Genomic DNA, 16171 nt, shown 5'->3' on the forward strand with positions numbered 1-16171 from the left:
GCATGTCGCATCCGATGGAGGAGTCGCTCGGCCGTCAGGTGCTCGCGGGCGCGCAGATGTTATTCGTAGCCTTCGGCGCGCTGGTGTTGATGCCGTTGATCACCGGGATGGACCCCAACGTTGCGCTGTTCACTGCCGGCCTTGGCACGCTGCTATTCCAATTGGTGACCAAGCGCCAGGTGCCGGTCTTCCTGGCATCGAGCTTTGCTTTCATTGCCCCGATCATTGCTGCCAAGGCCGATTTTGGCCTGCCGGCGGTGCTTGGCGGCGTGGTCGCGGCCGGCGTCGTCTATATCCTGCTGAGCTTCGCGGTCCAGCTGAAGGGGCCTGGTTTCATCGACCGGCTGCTGCCGCCGGTGGTGATCGCGCCGGTGATCATTTCTATTGGCCTGGCACTTTCTCCTGTCGCGGTGAACATGGCGATGGGGAAATCCGGTGACGGCAGCGCCCAGCTCGTGCCTTACGAAACCGCCATGCTCATTTCCATGCCGGCGCTCGTCACGACCTTGCTCGTCGCGGTGCTTGGCCGGGGGCTGTTCCGCCTGGTGCCGATTCTCGCGGGTGTCGCGGTGGGCTACGGCCTGGCGTTCGCCTTCGGCGTCGTCGATACCACCGGGATCGCTGCGGCGCCGTGGCTGGCGATCCCCAAGTTCGTGGCGCCGGAGTTCCACTGGGGCGCCATCCTGTTCATGGTGCCGGTTGCTCTGGCACCCGCGATCGAGCACATCGGCGGCGTAGTTGCCATCGGGGGAGTCACTGGCAACAACTTCATCAAGAAGCCCGGCCTGCACCGCACCCTGCTTGGTGACGGCCTGGCCACGTCCGCTGCCGGGCTATTCGGCGGCCCGCCCAATACCACCTACGCCGAGGTGACGGGTGCGGTAATGCTGACGAAAAACTACAACCCGAAAATCATGACCTGGGCCGCCATTTTCGCCATCGTGCTCGCCTTCATCGGCAAGTTCGGCGCCGGCCTGCTGAGCATTCCAGTGCCAGTAATGGGCGGCATTCTCTGCCTATTGTTCGGCTCGATTGCGGTGGTCGGCCTGAGTACCCTGATTCGACACCAGATCGATCTTTCCGAGGCGCGCAACCTGATCATCGTCTCCGTCACGCTGGTGTTCGGTATCGGCGGCATGGTCGTCGGGCACGGTGAGTTCAGCCTGTCGGGTATTTCCCTGTGCGCGATCGTCGCGCTGGTGCTGAACTTGCTGCTACCCGGCGGTGAAGGCTGGAAGAACAAGCAACTCGAGGAGCAACCCTGACCCTGCAGCCCGGCCATGCGCCGACTGGCTTCGGGGTGACTGGCACGCAACGGCGCCGGTCACCGTGAAGAAATGGGGTCAGAACGCAGCCCGGTAATGAATCGAATAGCTCTCGATCCCGTCGTTGGGCTTCTTGATCCCGGCATTGGAATAGTGGATCGCACGCAGGCCTACCTCGTGGCCGCCAGCAAAACGCAGTCCTGCACCGAAACGGTCTTCGAACTGGAATGAAGACCCCAGCTCATTGCCCTCCACCTCGGTATTTTCGAACGCTGCGATGCCAATCCCCGCCTCCAGGTAAGGCTTGACCGACCCACCGTTGAACTCATAGACGAAAACCGGGGCGAGCGAGATGCTGTGGTTGCTCGAGGTTTCATCGCCTTCCCAGTAAGTGTAGCCCGCATCCCAATAGCCCGTGAGGCGCCCCACCCCGCTCTGGAACCAACTACGGTTGAAATCCATTTGTGCCCCAAGGCGATAGGTCATGGTCGATTCGCCCGTACGCCCAACGGCGGCGGTTAGATCCAGCGCATTGGCGGTCGCTGCCTGACCCAGCAGAACAGCCGCAACGGTCGCGAAGGACATCAGCTTCTTCATACGAAATTTCCTTATCGAAATTAGGCATCGCTTTTATTTGTTCGGTGCCTCCAGAGTTCAGAGGCTGGACGAAGCGGGGAGTTCCTAAACAGAACAGTTCGAAACTGTACCGTTTTCGCCCCAAAGTATAGGAAGAACCCGGGACATTCGCGAGGGATCGCCACTGCTCCAGAACTGGACCGAAGCGCTGCCACTAGCCAGTTGGTTACGCATTTGCAGCAACGTTTCGAGGTGCCGCGCCACGGCCTCGCCCGTATCCACCAGCGCGACGCCCGGAGGCACCATGGCGCGCAGAAGCGGCTTGATGAAAGGATAGTGCGTGCAACCCAGGATCAAGGCGTCACAGCCCGCCTCCAGCAAGGGCTGGACGAACCCGGCGAGCAAGGCGCGGGTGGCGGGCGTATCCAACTCACCCGCCTCGATGCACTCCACCAACCCCGGGCAGGGCTGGGTAACGACGCGAATGTCGCTGGCGAAGCGGTCGAGCAGCGCCGCGAACTTCGCGCTCTTGAGCGTGCCGGTGGTGGCCAGTACCCCTACGACCCCGCTGCGGGTGGCCTGCGCGGCAGGCTTTACAGCAGGCTCCATGCCGACCACGGTCAACCCCGGGTAGCGCTCACGAAGATCCGAAATACCTGCCGCCGTAGCGGTATTGCACGCCAGCACCAAGGCCTTGACGTCGCGCTCCAGTAGAAAGTCGGCGATGGCTCGGCAACGCTCACGGATGAAGTCCGGGCTCTTTTCGCCGTAAGGCACATGCCCGCTATCAGCCACGTAAAGCAGGGATTCATGAGGCAGCCGTACCCGAATCTCGCGCAAGACCGACAAGCCGCCCACACCGGAATCGAACACACCGACGGGCGCCTCGTCAGTCATGCAGCCCTCCGCAAACGGCACACGCCGGATCGCGCTTGACCTTCAATTCCCGGAACCGGCCGGCCAGCGCATCGATCAACAACAGGCGCTCCACCATCGGCTCGCCAAAGCCCGCCAGCAACTTCAACGCCTCGAGCGCCTGCAGGCTGCCGACCATCCCGACCACCGGCCCCAACACACCCGCCTCGCTGCAGGTCAGCTCGGCTTCGGTACCGTGCCCGTACAGGCAGTGGTAACAAGGGCTGTCTGGCTGCCGAGAGTCGAATACCGACAGCTGACCTTCCAGGCGGATAGCCGCACCACTGACCAAGGGCTTGCGTGCTGCCACGCAGGCGACATTGATCGCCTCGCGGACCGCGAAGTTGTCGGTGCAGTCGAGCACAAGATCGACCTGGGCGACCGCCTCCCCCAATGAGTCCGCATCCAGGCCGGCATGGTGAGCGACCAGTTTGATGTGCGGATTGATCGCCGCCAGGCGAGCCATCGCCGAATCGACCTTGGGCTGGCCGACCGACGCCGCGTCATGGAGAACCTGACGTTGCAGATTGGACAAATCAACCCGGTCGAAATCAGCCAGATGCAGCTCTCCCACCCCGGCGGCGGCAAGGTACAGCGCGACAGGCGAACCAAGGCCGCCCATACCGACAATCAAGGCGCGACTGCGTTTGAGCCGAAGCTGACCCTCGATATCGAATTGCTTGAGCAGGATCTGCCGGCTGTAGCGCAGCAGCTCTTCATCATCCAGCATCGCGATTCCCCGTTGTGTTGGCGCCAGCCAAGCGGCCAAGGCTGATCCGCTCGTGCCCACCGAGATCACGCCGGCTGGCCGCGTCGACGAAACCAGCCGCAACGAGCAAAGCCCGCACGGTCGCGGCCTGGTCGTAGCCATGTTCGAGCAGCAGCCAGCCACCCGCTTCCAGGTGCGCCGGTGCGCCGTCGATGATTCGGCGGATATCGTCCAGCCCGTCGTCACCAGCGACCAGCGCACTGGTCGGCTCGAAACGCACATCACCCCTTCCCAGATGCGGGTCACTCGCAGGAATGTAAGGCGGGTTGCTGACGATCAGGCCATAGCGGCGGCAGGCTAGCGAGGCGAACCAATCGCTGTGCTCGAAGTTCAGGTTGGTCAGCCCGAGGCGGGCGGCATTGCGCTCTGCCAGAGCCACCGCCTCAGCGACGCGGTCGACGCCGGTCACTTGCCAGGCGGGGCGCTCAGTCGCCAATGCCAACGCGATGGCGCCGGTTCCGGTCCCAAGGTCCAAAGCCTGCACGGGGGTGCGGGGCGCCAGGCCCAATGCCGTTTCGACCAGCAATTCGGTGTCCGGCCGAGGGATGAGCGTGTGCGGTGCGACTTCCAGCTCGAGGCTCCAAAAGCCCTGGCGGCCGAGAATATAAGCCACCGGCTCGCCCGCCCGCCGGCGTGCCAGGCTCGCTTGGAACCGCGCCTCGGCTACCGCGCCTACCTCACGATCGGACCAAGTACGCAAATAACTGGACGGTTTGCCCAGCGCGTCGGCGAGCAGCCATTCGGCGTCCAACCGCGCAGTGGGCGAGTCGGGTAGTTCGGCGCTACGCAGCAGCGATTCGATCGTGGCCATGGTCACCTAGCGAAAGATGGGCGTCTTACTGCACGCACGTTGCGCGCCATCAGTCGCCGAGCGCGGCGAGCTGGTCGGCCTGGTATTCCTGCAGCAGCGGCTCGATGACTTGCTCGACCGCGCCGCCAATCACTTCATTCAGCGAATAGAGCGTGAGATTGATGCGATGGTCAGTCACCCGCCCCTGCGGGAAGTTGTAAGTGCGGATGCGCTCGGAACGATCGCCGGAGCCGACCAGCAACTTACGAGTCTCGGAAATTTCCTTGTGCGCGGCGCTGTCCTGCACGTCCTGCAACTTTGCCGCTAACCAAGCCATGGCTCGCGCACGATTCTTGTGCTGCGAACGTTCTTCCTGGCATTCGACGACGATGCCGCTCGGCAAGTGGGTGATGCGTACCGCCGAGTCGGTCTTGTTGATGTGCTGCCCACCCGCGCCGGACGCGCGGTAGGTGTCAATGCGCAAGTCAGCCGGGTTGATCTCGATGGCGACCTGCTCGTCCGGTTCGGGCAGTACCGCGACCGTGCAGGCAGACGTATGGATGCGTCCCTGGGATTCGGTTTCCGGCACGCGCTGCACGCGGTGCGCACCGGATTCGAACTTGAGCTTTGCGTAGACGTTATCGCCCTCGACGCGCGAAATGACTTCTTTATAACCGCCATGTTCGCCGGGGTTCTCGGAAAGAATCTCGACGCGCCACCCCTGCCGCTCGGCGTAGCGTGAATACATGCGGAACAGGTCACCCGAGAAGATCGCCGCCTCATCGCCGCCAGTGCCGGCGCGGATTTCGAGGAATACATTGCGCCCGTCCTTCGGGTCCTTCGGTAGCAGCATTCGCTGCAGTTGCCCCTCCACCTCGGCCAGCTGACCGTGAGCCTCGGCAACCTCCTCCTCGGCCATTTCGCGGACATCCGGGTCCGTGTCCTTTAACAGTGCCTGGGCACCTTCAAGGTCGGACTGAAGCTTCAGGTAGCGGCGATAGGTCGCGATCACCGGCTCGACCTCGGCGTATTCACGCGAATAGGCCCGGAAGCGTGTCTGGTCGCTGATGACCTCGGCGTCCCCGAGCAGCGCCGTCAGCTCTTCGAAACGGTCCTGCAGAATGTCGAGTTTGTTCAGCAGCGACGCTTTCATGATTTTTCCGTGCTGTTCTGTAGGGCAAAGAGTTCCTGAACGATGCTCAGCGCCTCGACGCGCCCTTCGGCAGAAAGTTTTTTCAGCTGCACGCTGGGGGCATGCAGCAACTTGTTCGTAAGCCCTCGCGCCAACTGCGCCAGGGCCTCCTCGGCCGTCGCCCCATTCGTCAGCAGCCGCTGAGCCTTGACCAACTCGTCGTCACGAATGCGCTCGGCATGCTGGCGGTAGGCCTTGAGCACATCCACGGCGGCCAGCTCGCGCAGGCGACCCATGAAATCCTCGGTACCGGCGGCGACCAGCTCTTCGGCGGCCTGCGCCGCTCCCTGGCGGCTCTTCAGATTTTCCGCGACTACCTCATGCAGGTCGTCGACCGTGTAGAGATAGACGTCATCCAGCTCGCCAACCTGCGCTTCTATGTCGCGGGGCACGGCGATGTCGACCATGAACATCGGCTTGTGCTTGCGCTTTTTCAGCGCCTGCTCGACCGCTCCCTTGCCCAGGATTGGCAGCTGGCTGGCCGTCGAGCTGATGACGATGTCGCTGTTGTAAAGCTCCTGGGGAATGTCGGCGAGCAGGATCGCGTGGGCGCCAAACTGCTCGGCCAGGGCACTGGCCCGCTCCAATGTCCGGTTGGCCACAACGATTCGCTTGACGCCCTGCTCATGCAGATGCCGAGCGACCAGCGTGATGGTCTCACCGGCACCGATCAGCAGCGCCTGGCTGCGATCGAGGCTGGCGAATATCTGCTTGGCCAGGCTGACCGCGGCAAAGGCGACCGACACGGGGTTCTCACCGATGGCGGTGTCGGTACGCACGGTCTTGGCGGTGCTGAACGTCGCCTGGAACAGCCGCCCCAGCAGCGGCCCGACGCTACCCGCCTCACGCGCCACAGCGTAGGCGGACTTCATCTGACCGAGAATCTGCGGCTCGCCCAGCACCATCGAATCCAGGCCAGAAGCGACACGCATCATATGGCGCACGGCTTGGTCATCGACGTGCACGTAGGCACAGGCCTTGAGGTCGTCGAGGTTCAACCGGTGGTACTGCGCCAACCAGGCGAGCACGGTCTCAGCCTCGACCTGATCCTGTTCCAGATACAGCTCACTGCGATTGCAGGTCGACAGAATCGCCGCTTCGCGCGTCGGCGTGACACGGCACAGCTGCTGCAGCGCCTCGACCATCTGCTCGGGCGTGAACGCCACACGCTCGCGCACATCCACCGATGCGGTCTTGTGATTGATGCCAAGCGCGATGAAAGCCATGCAGGTCGCTGATTCGAAAAACGGAGCGCGCGATTCTCCTACTTCGCCTGACTTAGAACAACCGTTGCAGGTCATTGTCTGTACCTGACCAAGCCGACCCAAGAGGCCGGCCCGGCGGCCCATGGGCTTGCCCGGCCGCTTGTGTCATCATGCCGCGACCGCAGATAAGCCAAACCTCCCTTATATGAACAAACTCCTCGTCCTCAGTGCCGCGCTGTTCCTGGGTGGCTGCCAAAGCTTCATGCAGAGCACGCCCGATGCCGGCCCGCCAGTTGAGGACGCAACGCCCGCGCCGGTCGCCAGCGAGCCAAGCGAGTACGGTTCGTTCCGCGCCGACACGCTCTATGCGCTGCTGGTTGCCGAACTCGCCGGACAGCGCAATCGGTTCGACATCGCCCTCGGTAATTACGTCCAGCAGGCCAACGCCACCGAGGACGCTGGCGTTGCCGAGCGGGGCTTTCGCATCGCCGAGTACCTGAGGGCCGATCAAGCAGCGCTTGATACCGCGCTGATCTGGGCACGCAACGCTCCAGAAAACCTGGACGCTCAGCGCGCTGCCGCTGTGCAACTGGCGCGCGCCGGTCGTTACGAGGAATCGCTCGCCTACATGGAAACCGTCCTGCAAGGCCAGGGCGATACGCACTTCGACTTCTTGGCCCTGTCGGCCGCCCAGACCGATCCTGACACGCGTGCTGGCCTGCTTCAGAGCTTCGACCAACTGCTGGTCAAGCATCCCGACAATCCGCAGTTGAAGTTTGGAAAAGCGGTGCTGCTGCAGCAGGACGGCAGGCCCGAAGAGGCGCTCGACCTGCTCGAGGCGCAGCCGGCGCGCAATCAGGAAATACCCTCGATTCTTTTGCAGGCACGCCTGCTGCAAGTGCTGAACCGGGGCGAGGAAGCGCTTCCGCTGCTCGAGAAGAGCTTACGCCAGCATCCGGAAGACAAGCGTCTGCGCCTGACGTATGCCCGTCTACTGGTCGAGCAGGAGCGACTCGAGGACGCCATGGGCGAATTTGCGACCCTGGTCCAGCAGTATCCGGGCGACGATGACTTGCGCTTTTCCATGGCGCTTGTCTGCCTGGAAGCCGAGGCCTGGCGTGAGGCGATCGTCTATCTGCAGGAATTGATCGCCCGAGGCAGTCACCTGGACGCCGCCCAATTCAACCTTGGCCGTGCCTACCGCGAACTGGGTGAGCCAGAGCAAGCGCTGGAGGCGTTCGCCAAGGTCGGGCCCGGTAACGAGTATCTGCCAGCGCAGCTCATGCAGAGCGAAGTGCTTTTCTCGCTCGGCCGCCACGACGAAGCCTCCCGCCTGCTCGCGCAAGCCCGGGACGAGCAGCCCGACTATGCCATCCAGCTCTACCTGATCGAGATCGAGGCGCTGTCCAACCAGCAGCAAACCGAACAGGCCTGGCAACTTGCCGAGCAGGCCCTCAAGCAATTCCCCGAAGATCTGACTCTCCTTTACACGCGTGCGATGATCGCGGAAAAACGCGGCGATCTGGCGCAGCTGGAAAAGGACCTGCGCTTCATCATTGAACGCGAGCCGGACAACGCCATGGCGATCAACGCGCTGGGCTATACGCTGGCCGATCGCACTGACCGGCACGAAGAAGCCCTCGCCCTTATTCAGCAGGCGTACCGGCTCAATCCAGATGACGCCGCCATCCTCGACTCCCTTGGCTGGGTCAACTACCGACTGGGCAACCTTCAAGAGGCCGAAGCTCAGCTGCGCCAAGCCCTCGAGCGCTTTCCCGACCACGAAGTCGCTGCCCACCTCGGCGAAGTGCTCTGGGCGGCTGGCAAACAACGCGAAGCCCGCCGGGTGTGGGCCGAAGCACTCGAGCAGGAGCCTGACAGCCAGATTCTGCGCGACACCATCAAACGCCTGACAGGCTCGGAGACCCTCTGACGTTATGAGACCAATGCGCAACCTGCTGATCTACGCCGTTGCTTTGCTGCTTGCTGGCTGTGCCGGGCTCGCTCCTCAGGAGACGGTCGAGGGCCCCGGCAACCCCGAGGACTGGAGCGCACATAAAACGCGCACCAGCGAGATAGACGGCTGGCAGATCAACGGCAAGATCGGTATTCGCGCGCCGCAGGACTCGGGCAGCGGAACCTTGTTCTGGCTGCAACGCCAGGACTACTTCGATATCCGGCTTTCGGGCCCGCTGGGACGCGGCGCGACCCGATTGACCGGCCGGCCCGATGCCGTCGCCCTCGAAGTCGCCGGCCAGGGCCGTTTCGAAGCCGACTCACCTGAAGCATTGGTGGAAACTCAATTAGGTTGGCGCCTGCCGGTGTCGAACCTGCTCTGGTGGGTGCGCGGTCTGCCCGCGCCGGGTAGCCGCAGCCGCATCGCAATTGATGCTGACGGTCGCCTCGCCAGCCTCCAGCAGGATGACTGGGATGTTCAGTATCTGAGCTATGCCGATGAGGATGGCTATGCCCTGCCGACACGCATCAAGCTGGCGGGTCGCGACCTGCAGATCACCCTGGTGATCAAGGACTGGCAGCCACGCCAGCTGGGCCACTGATGCCTCCGCTGGTCCTGCCTGCGCCCGCCAAACTCAACCTGATGCTGCACATTCTCGGTCGGCGCGACGACGGCTATCACGAGCTGCAGACGCTATTCCAGTTTCTCGACCACGGCGACGAACTCAGCTTTACCTTGCGCGAGGACGGTTGCATCCGCCTGATCACGCCGCTGCCGGGCGTCGATCACGACAGCAATCTGGTGGTTCGCGCGGCGCGCCTGCTCCAGGCCGAAAGCGGCTGCACCTTGGGGGCCGATATCGAGCTGACCAAGCGACTGCCCATGGGCGGCGGTATCGGGGGTGGCAGTTCCGACGCCGCGACCACCCTGCTCGGCCTCGACCGCCTCTGGCAAACCCATCTGGGCGAAGAGCGCCTGGCGCGGATTGGCCTTACGCTCGGTGCTGACGTACCAGTGTTCGTCAGAGGCCGCGCGGCGTTTGCAGAGGGGGTCGGAGAGCGTCTCGAACCAGTCGAACTCAGCGAGCCCTGGTTCCTCGTGATCGCGCCGCAAGTCTCTGTTAGTACAGCGGAAATATTTTCCGACCCAGAGTTGACACGTAATACCCCGGCCATTACAGTTCGCAGCCTTCTTGAAGGGGGTGGTCGTAACGACTGCCAGCCGGTTGTAGAGAGGCGTTACCCCCAAGTGCGTAACGCCTTGAGCTTGTTGAACAAATTTGTTCCAGCAAGAATGACCGGCACTGGGGCTTGTGTGTTTGGGAGCTTCCCAAACCAGGGTGAGGCTGATAAAGTCTGCCGCCAACTTCCAGCTGACTTGCCAGCGTTCGTCGCCCAAGGTCGCAACATCTCGATGCTGCACCGCAGGCTTGCGCAACTGGCACAGGAAGTGAGTGTCTAGCATCAGGTTATACGTTACAGGGGCGTCGCCAAGCGGTAAGGCAGCAGGTTTTGATCCTGCCATGCGTTGGTTCGAATCCAGCCGCCCCTGCCATAACCTTTCCAGACATTCAGCTAGACCTATAGGGGCGTCGCCAAGCGGTAAGGCAGCAGGTTTTGATCCTGCCATGCGTTGGTTCGAATCCAGCCGCCCCTGCCATATCTCACGAAAGCTGTTCAAGAAGCCTGGCCTTTTGAACAGCTTTTTGTTTCATCGGATCCACCCTCAGGCAGGTACTGCGCGTGTCCAAGATGATGGTCTTCACGGGGAACGCCAACCCCGACCTGGCCCGGCGTGTCGTACGTCAGCTGCATATCCCGCTCGGTGATGCTTACGTCGGTAAATTCTCCGACGGCGAGATCAGTGTCGAGATCAACGAAAACGTTCGCGGCAAGGACGTTTTCCTGATTCAACCGACCTGCGCCCCCACCAATGACAACCTGATGGAACTGGTAGTGATGGCCGACGCCTTCCGCCGCTCCTCCGCCACACGCATCACGGCTGTCATCCCGTACTTCGGTTATGCCCGCCAGGATCGGCGCCCGCGTTCTGCACGCGTGCCGATCAGCGCCAAGGTTGTCGCGGACATGCTCGACGTCGTAGGCGTCAACCGCGTTCTGACCGTCGACCTGCACGCCGACCAGATCCAGGGTTTCTTCGACATGCCCGTGGACAACATCTACGGCTCGCCCGTACTGGTCGATGACATCCAGGCCCAGCGGTTTGAAAACCTGATGATCGTCTCCCCCGACATTGGTGGCGTGGTACGTGCTCGCGCCGTTGCCAAGTCGCTGGGTGTTGATTTGGCCATCATCGACAAGCGTCGCCCGAAGGCCAACCAGTCCGAAGTGATGCACATCATCGGTGATATCGAAGGCCGTACCTGCATCCTCGTGGACGACATGGTCGATACCGCGGGCACCCTGTGCCACGCAGCTACCGCTTTGAAAGATCATGGCGCAGCCAAGGTCTTCGCGTATTGCACTCACCCTATCCTCTCCGGTCGCGCCATCGAGAATATCGAAGGCTCCGTACTCGACGAGTTGGTGGTGACCAATACCATCCCGCTGTCCGCAGCGGCCCAAGCCTGTACCCGTATTCGCCAATTGGACATCGCGCCAATGGTCGCTGAAGCGGTCCGCCGCATCAGCAATGCCGAATCGATCAGCGCGATGTTCCGCTAAGCCTCGAGCTCAGCTTTCGCGCCGAACGAAAATGTGCCCCGCCTCGTGCGGGGCTTTTTGCCCAACCGCCCGGCGGTGCTGGTCGCGAGCACCTCGGGCGCGTTGTCATCTTGGAGAAACACAATGACTGACTTCACCCTGAATGCCCAAGTGCGTTCCGACCTGGGGAAAGGTGCGAGCCGCCGCCTGCGTCGTAACGCCAACCTCGTCCCGGCCGTAATCTACGGCGGCGACAAAGCTCCGCAATCCATCAGCCTGCTGGCCAAAGATCTGGCCAAGCTGCTGGAAACCGAAGCGTCCTTCAGCCACGTGCTGACCCTGAACGTCGACGGCCAGAACGAATCCGTTCTGATCAAGGCGCTGCAGCGTCATCCGGCCAAGAGCTTCGTACTGCACGCTGACTTCGTCCGCGTCGTCGAAGGTCACAAGCTGACCGCTACCGTCCCGCTGCACTTCATCAACCAGGAAACCTCGGTTGGCGTGAAGCAGCAGGGTGGCGAAATCCTGCACAACATCAACGAAGTTGAAGTGTCCTGCCTGCCGCAGGATCTGCCGGAGTTCATCGAAGTCGACATGGCCAAAGTTGAAGTCGGCCAGGTTCTGCACATGACCGACCTGACCCTGCCGAAGGGCGTCGAGCTGGTTTCCCTGGCCCACGGCAGTGACCTGCCGGTCGCCAACGTTCATGCCCCGCGCGTGAACAAGGAAGACACTCCGAAAGAAGAAGGCGCTGACGAGTAATCCACTCGCCAAGACCTGAGGAAGGGCCTCTGTCGTGACTGCCGTAAAACTGATCGTCGGCCTGGGTAACCCAGGCCCAGAATACGACCAGACCCGGCATAACGCAGGGGCCCTTTTCGTTGAGCGTCTGGCAGCCCGCGAGGGCGTCAACCTCAGCGTGGATCGCAAGTACTTTGGTCTGGTCGGCAAGTTCCGCCATCAGGGCGAAGACGTCCGGCTATTGATCCCCACCACTTTTATGAACCGCAGCGGTCAGGCGGTGGCGGCACTTGCCGGCTTTTTCCGAATTCCCCCTGAGTCCATCCTGGTCGCCCATGATGAACTCGACATGCCTCCTGGCATCGCCAAGCTCAAACAGGGCGGCGGCCACGGCGGCCATAACGGGCTACGCGACATCATCGCCAAGCTCGGCAACCAGAATAATTTCTACCGTCTGCGTCTGGGCATTGGGCATCCGGGGCACAGCAGCCTGGTAACCGGCTATGTGCTGGGGCGTGCGCCCCAGGCCGAACGCGAGAAACTGGACGCCAGCATCGATTTCGCATTCGACGTGCTTCCCGAAATTCTTGTTGGTGACTGGACGCGCGCGATGCAGCGTCTGCATAGCCAGAAGGCCTGATCGAGCTCGACGCAGGAACGCAAAACAAGGCAACGGCTTGGCATTAACTGCACGTTACGAAGCCGTTTAACGCAGTTTGGCAACGCCGGTAGCGCATTCGCTGCCAGCCAGTACCGAGGCAAGACACCATGGGATTTAATTGCGGCATCGTCGGCCTGCCCAACGTCGGCAAATCTACCCTGTTCAACGCGTTGACCAAGTCCGGTATCGCTGCGGAAAACTTCCCCTTCTGCACCATCGAGCCGAACAGCGGCATCGTACCGATGCCCGATGCGCGCCTGCAGGCGTTGGCTGATATCGTCAATCCCGAGCGCGTCCTGCCGACCACCATGGAGTTCGTGGACATCGCCGGCCTCGTCGAGGGTGCCTCCAAAGGCGAAGGCCTGGGCAACAAGTTTCTCGCCAACATCCGCGAGACCGATGCCATTGCGCACGTGGTGCGCTGCTTCGAAGACGAGAACGTCATTCACGTTTCCAATTCGGTCGACCCCAAGCGCGACATCGAAATCATCGAGCTGGAGTTGATCTTTGCCGATCTGGATAGCTGCGAGAAGCAATTGCAGCGTGTGGCGCGCAACGCAAAGGGCGGCGACAAGGAAGCGGTGGCGCAGAAGGCGCTGTTGGAAAAACTGATCCCCCACTTTACCGAAGGCAAGCCGGCACGCACTCTGCTGAAAAAGCTCGGCGAGGAAGAGGCTCGCATGGCGAAGGGCTTCCACCTGCTGACCAGCAAGCCGGTGATGTACATCGCCAACGTGGCGGAGGATGGCTTCGAGAACAACCCGCACCTCGACGTGGTCAACGCCATTGCAGCCGAGGAAGGCGCAGTCGTGGTGCCGGTGTGCAACAAGATCGAAGCCGAAATTGCCGAACTCGATGACGGCGAGGAAAAAGACATGTTCCTCGAGTCGCTCGGTCTCGAGGAGCCCGGCCTTAACCGCGTCATCCGCGCCGGCTACGAACTGCTCAACCTGCAAACCTATTTCACCGCTGGGGTGAAGGAAGTACGCGCCTGGACCGTGAAGGTCGGCGCTACCGCACCGCAGGCCGCCGGCGTCATCCACACCGATTTCGAGAAAGGCTTCATTCGAGCCGAAGTGGTCGCCTACAACGACTTCATCCAGTACAAGGGCGAAGCCGGGGCCAAGGAAGCTGGCAAGTGGCGACTGGAAGGCAAGGAGTACATCGTCAAGGATGGCGACGTAATGCACTTCCGCTTCAACGTTTAATAAGATGCGCCCCAGAAAGCCCCGCGAGCAGTAGCAAGCGGGGCTTTTCGTTTCCGGCCGTTAGTAACGACCGAACGGTCTAACCTCGAACGATCGACGACTCCCCGGGGTACTTATCGACGACCGGCAGGTAATCCTGGTCGCTGTTGCGGAATATTCGCGCCGTTTATGCGGTCGGAACAGGCAGACTTGCCGAAGCCGGAGTTCCGATGAACAGCCTTGCCGAACCGCCGTTGCACCACCTCGATGACAGTTTTTTCGACCGCGACGCCCAAGTTGTCGCACAGGATCTCCTCGGGACGGTGATTCGTCACTGCGTCGACGGGCTATGGCTGTCGGCCCGAATCATCGAGACGGAAGCCTATTATGTCGATGAAAAAGCCAGCCACTCCTCACTGGGCAACAGCCCTTCGCGACGCGCGATGTTCATGCCGGCCGGCCATCTCTATCTCTACTACTCCCGTGGCGGAGACTCGCTGAATTTCAGCGTCCGCGGCGATGGCAACGCCGTCTGCATCAAGGCGGGCTATCCCTGGGTCGACTCACTCTCGTGCGAGGAATCCATCGAGCGGATGCGAACCAATAGCCCAGCTGCCGCAGGTGGTCTGCGGCCCCTCACCCGCCTCTGTTCTGGCCAGACGCTGTTGTGCAAGGCGCTGGGCCTGACCGTGACAGAGTGGAACGCACAGCGCATGGACCCCGCCCGGCTGCGCGTGGACGATATCGGCGCACGCCCAGACATCGTCCAGACCACTCGCCTCGGCATCCCGACCGGTCGCGACGAACACCTGCCGTACCGTTTCGTCGATGCGGGCTTTGCCGCCCATTGCACCCGCAACCCCCTGCGCCGCGGGCAGCAGGAGGGCCAGGACTACGTCGTGCTGCGCCGCGAACTGCTGGCGAGCTAGCTCTCGATCAGCCGGCGCCGACCAGGCGAATCCGAGTAATTTCCGACGGCGCGCCGAAGCGCAATGGCGGCCCCCAATAACCGGTGCCACGGCTGATGTAGATCTGCATCGCTCCGAGACGCTGCAGCCCCGCCACCCACGGCTGCTGCCATCGCACGAAGTGCATCCATGGCCAGAACTGACCTCCATGGGTGTGACCGGACAACTGAAGATCGCAGCCGGCCTCGACCGCCGCCTTCGCCGAGCGCGGCTGATGCGCCAGCAAGATGCGCGGCACGTCATCGGGCGCACCGGCGAATGCTGCGACCGGATCGCTTCGATGGCTAGGCCGGAACAGCTCAGCTGAATAGTCAGCGATGCCCGCCAGGACCAAGCGAGCACAGCCATGCTCGAGCTGAACATGACGATTGAGCAGCACCGCCATGCCCAGGCGCTCGAACTCGGCAATCCAGCTGTCGGCACCGGAGTAGTACTCGTGGTTACCGGTCACTACAAAGGTGCCGTGATGGGCGCTCAGCTGAGCCAGCGGCGCAATGTCATCGGCCAAGTCGGCCACACTCCCATCCACCAGATCACCGGTGATGACGATGAGGTCCGGCGAAAGCCCATTGACCCGTTTGACGATCGCATCGATATAGCCCTGCTTGATCGTAGGCCCTACATGGATGTCGCTGAGTTGCACAATGCTGAACCCCTCCAACGCGGGTGGAAGATTCCGCAGGACGATGTCGCGCTCGACGACCCGAGCCGTGCGCCGCGCATTGAGCACACCGCACAGGGTGACCGCTGCCACCGCAACGATGACTGCCAGCGCCGAGCCCTGAGCAACAGCAGCCGACTCCCAGCCCAGCAGCGAGCCCACCACCAATACAAAGGCTCGCAGCAAGGCGAAAATCGCGAGACTGGAAAAGATGCCCATCGCCAACAACCCGGTCCACGCCAACAGCGCATTGCCTGCACCGCGCACCAGCACCCCGTAGCGCATCAGCACAGCCGAGAGCGCAAGATAGCCCCACGCCAGAACGCTGCCGAAGCGGCCCAGGGAAAGATCTGGAATCAACGTGATACCGACGAACACATGCAAGCCAATCAGCAACACAACAACCAATAACCGCCTGATCATGCGTTACGTCTCTTGAGCGAAGGGAGCACATTGTTACGCACCCAGCCGACTGGCTGCGTATCGATATATAAGAATTTTGAATGGGCGACGGGCAAGGAGCCGTCTCGCTGCGGAAGCCAAAGTGCATCCACTATCGGCAAGCCCCTTGGCCGCGCATGAGCCCAGAAACTTGTTGAGCCACAAAGCCAAGGAAAAAGG

16 protein-coding genes and 2 tRNA genes are annotated in these 16171 nt (G+C 62.1%); 11 read left to right on the plus strand and 7 right to left on the minus strand.

Annotated features, from left to right (window positions below):
• Positions 1–2 precede the first annotated feature (2 nt).
• Positions 3–1265, plus strand: coding sequence for a uracil-xanthine permease family protein (locus KXR72_RS06725; RefSeq protein ID WP_437420300.1), 1263 nt, complete (start codon positions 3–5; stop codon positions 1263–1265).
• A 78-nt stretch (positions 1266–1343) separates the two neighbouring features.
• On the opposite strand, the gene KXR72_RS06730 is transcribed toward KXR72_RS06725, so the two are convergent.
• The 6 genes from KXR72_RS06730 to hemA form a co-directional block, all read right to left on the minus strand.
• On the minus strand, positions 1344–1862 hold the full coding sequence (locus tag KXR72_RS06730; protein ID WP_437420301.1) for an acyloxyacyl hydrolase: 519 nt from the start codon (positions 1860–1862) through the stop codon (positions 1344–1346).
• Between the two features lie 84 nt (positions 1863–1946).
• The gene (gene murI, locus KXR72_RS06735; RefSeq protein WP_437420302.1) at positions 1947–2738 is read right to left on the minus strand and encodes a glutamate racemase; all 792 of its coding nucleotides are present in this window, start codon (positions 2736–2738) and stop codon (positions 1947–1949) included.
• Positions 2731–3486 (minus strand): molybdopterin-synthase adenylyltransferase MoeB, encoded by a 756-nt coding sequence (locus tag KXR72_RS06740; protein WP_437420303.1) that lies wholly within the window; start codon positions 3484–3486, stop codon positions 2731–2733. Before KXR72_RS06740 ends, murI begins: the two co-directional genes overlap by 8 nt.
• The gene (gene prmC, locus KXR72_RS06745; protein WP_437420304.1) at positions 3476–4336 is read right to left on the minus strand and encodes a peptide chain release factor N(5)-glutamine methyltransferase; all 861 of its coding nucleotides are present in this window, start codon (positions 4334–4336) and stop codon (positions 3476–3478) included. The genes KXR72_RS06740 and prmC overlap by 11 nt, the downstream gene beginning before the upstream one ends.
• Positions 4337–4385: 49 nt before the next feature.
• Positions 4386–5468, minus strand: coding sequence for a peptide chain release factor 1 (prfA, locus tag KXR72_RS06750; protein ID WP_437420305.1), 1083 nt, complete (start codon positions 5466–5468; stop codon positions 4386–4388).
• On the minus strand, positions 5465–6733 hold the full coding sequence (hemA, locus tag KXR72_RS06755) for a glutamyl-tRNA reductase (RefSeq protein ID WP_437420306.1): 1269 nt from the start codon (positions 6731–6733) through the stop codon (positions 5465–5467). Before hemA ends, prfA begins: the two co-directional genes overlap by 4 nt.
• 184 nt (positions 6734–6917) lie before the next feature.
• Here hemA and KXR72_RS06760 point away from each other — a divergent pair, with 184 nt between their 5' ends.
• From KXR72_RS06760 to KXR72_RS06805, 10 genes are all read left to right on the plus strand, one after another.
• The gene (locus tag KXR72_RS06760; protein WP_437420307.1) at positions 6918–8645 is read left to right on the plus strand and encodes a tetratricopeptide repeat protein; all 1728 of its coding nucleotides are present in this window, start codon (positions 6918–6920) and stop codon (positions 8643–8645) included.
• A gap of 4 nt (positions 8646–8649) precedes the next feature.
• Positions 8650–9270 (plus strand): lipoprotein insertase outer membrane protein LolB, encoded by a 621-nt coding sequence (gene lolB, locus KXR72_RS06765; RefSeq protein WP_437420308.1) that lies wholly within the window; start codon positions 8650–8652, stop codon positions 9268–9270.
• Positions 9270–10130, plus strand: coding sequence for a 4-(cytidine 5'-diphospho)-2-C-methyl-D-erythritol kinase (ispE, locus tag KXR72_RS06770; RefSeq protein ID WP_437420309.1), 861 nt, complete (start codon positions 9270–9272; stop codon positions 10128–10130). Before lolB ends, ispE begins: the two co-directional genes overlap by 1 nt.
• Positions 10131–10148: 18 nt before the next feature.
• A tRNA-Gln gene (locus KXR72_RS06775) sits at positions 10149–10223 on the plus strand.
• A gap of 30 nt (positions 10224–10253) precedes the next feature.
• Positions 10254–10328, plus strand: a tRNA-Gln gene (locus tag KXR72_RS06780).
• An 83-nt stretch (positions 10329–10411) separates the two neighbouring features.
• Positions 10412–11353: a ribose-phosphate pyrophosphokinase gene (locus KXR72_RS06785; RefSeq protein ID WP_021208703.1), complete on the plus strand. Its 942-nt coding sequence runs from the start codon at positions 10412–10414 to the stop codon at positions 11351–11353.
• A 123-nt stretch (positions 11354–11476) separates the two neighbouring features.
• Positions 11477–12094: a 50S ribosomal protein L25/general stress protein Ctc gene (locus tag KXR72_RS06790; RefSeq protein WP_437420310.1), complete on the plus strand. Its 618-nt coding sequence runs from the start codon at positions 11477–11479 to the stop codon at positions 12092–12094.
• A 34-nt stretch (positions 12095–12128) separates the two neighbouring features.
• Positions 12129–12713 carry an aminoacyl-tRNA hydrolase gene (gene pth / locus KXR72_RS06795; RefSeq protein WP_437420311.1) on the plus strand — a complete coding sequence of 195 codons (585 nt, stop codon included), beginning with the start codon at positions 12129–12131 and terminating at the stop codon, positions 12711–12713.
• Between the two features lie 128 nt (positions 12714–12841).
• A complete protein-coding gene (gene ychF / locus KXR72_RS06800; protein ID WP_437420312.1) occupies positions 12842–13942 on the plus strand; it encodes a redox-regulated ATPase YchF in 1101 nt (366 codons plus the stop codon).
• Positions 13943–14151: 209 nt separating this feature from the next.
• Positions 14152–14850 carry a DNA-3-methyladenine glycosylase gene (locus KXR72_RS06805; protein WP_437420313.1) on the plus strand — a complete coding sequence of 233 codons (699 nt, stop codon included), beginning with the start codon at positions 14152–14154 and terminating at the stop codon, positions 14848–14850.
• Between the two features lie 7 nt (positions 14851–14857).
• Here the strand turns inward: KXR72_RS06805 and KXR72_RS06810 are convergent, their stop codons facing one another.
• Positions 14858–15973, minus strand: coding sequence for a metallophosphoesterase (locus KXR72_RS06810; RefSeq protein ID WP_437420314.1), 1116 nt, complete (start codon positions 15971–15973; stop codon positions 14858–14860).
• Positions 15974–16171: the final 198 nt, after the last annotated feature.

The organism is Stutzerimonas chloritidismutans, from assembly GCF_051486945.1.
GTDB classification, from domain to species: Bacteria; Pseudomonadota; Gammaproteobacteria; order Pseudomonadales; family Pseudomonadaceae; genus Stutzerimonas; species Stutzerimonas chloritidismutans_B.

What these genes read in the sequence shown, in the direction of transcription:
- KXR72_RS06805 (WP_437420313.1), top strand. Translation starts at nt 14,152, where the DNA reads ATGAACAGCCTTGCCGAACCGCCGTTGCACCACCTCGATGACAGTTTT.
- KXR72_RS06730 (WP_437420301.1), bottom strand. Translation starts at nt 1,862, where the DNA reads ATGAAGAAGCTGATGTCCTTCGCGACCGTTGCGGCTGTTCTGCTGGGT.
- prfA (WP_437420305.1), bottom strand. Translation starts at nt 5,468, where the DNA reads ATGAAAGCGTCGCTGCTGAACAAACTCGACATTCTGCAGGACCGTTTC.
- prmC (WP_437420304.1), bottom strand. Translation starts at nt 4,336, where the DNA reads ATGGCCACGATCGAATCGCTGCTGCGTAGCGCCGAACTACCCGACTCG.
- KXR72_RS06790 (WP_437420310.1), top strand. Translation starts at nt 11,477, where the DNA reads ATGACTGACTTCACCCTGAATGCCCAAGTGCGTTCCGACCTGGGGAAA.
- hemA (WP_437420306.1), bottom strand. Translation starts at nt 6,733, where the DNA reads ATGGCTTTCATCGCGCTTGGCATCAATCACAAGACCGCATCGGTGGAT.
- ychF (WP_437420312.1), top strand. Translation starts at nt 12,842, where the DNA reads ATGGGATTTAATTGCGGCATCGTCGGCCTGCCCAACGTCGGCAAATCT.
- lolB (WP_437420308.1), top strand. Translation starts at nt 8,650, where the DNA reads ATGAGACCAATGCGCAACCTGCTGATCTACGCCGTTGCTTTGCTGCTT.
- KXR72_RS06760 (WP_437420307.1), top strand. Translation starts at nt 6,918, where the DNA reads ATGAACAAACTCCTCGTCCTCAGTGCCGCGCTGTTCCTGGGTGGCTGC.
- KXR72_RS06810 (WP_437420314.1), bottom strand. Translation starts at nt 15,973, where the DNA reads ATGATCAGGCGGTTATTGGTTGTTGTGTTGCTGATTGGCTTGCATGTG.
- KXR72_RS06740 (WP_437420303.1), bottom strand. Translation starts at nt 3,486, where the DNA reads ATGCTGGATGATGAAGAGCTGCTGCGCTACAGCCGGCAGATCCTGCTC.
- ispE (WP_437420309.1), top strand. Translation starts at nt 9,270, where the DNA reads ATGCCTCCGCTGGTCCTGCCTGCGCCCGCCAAACTCAACCTGATGCTG.
- murI (WP_437420302.1), bottom strand. Translation starts at nt 2,738, where the DNA reads ATGACTGACGAGGCGCCCGTCGGTGTGTTCGATTCCGGTGTGGGCGGC.
- KXR72_RS06725 (WP_437420300.1), top strand. Translation starts at nt 3, where the DNA reads ATGTCGCATCCGATGGAGGAGTCGCTCGGCCGTCAGGTGCTCGCGGGC.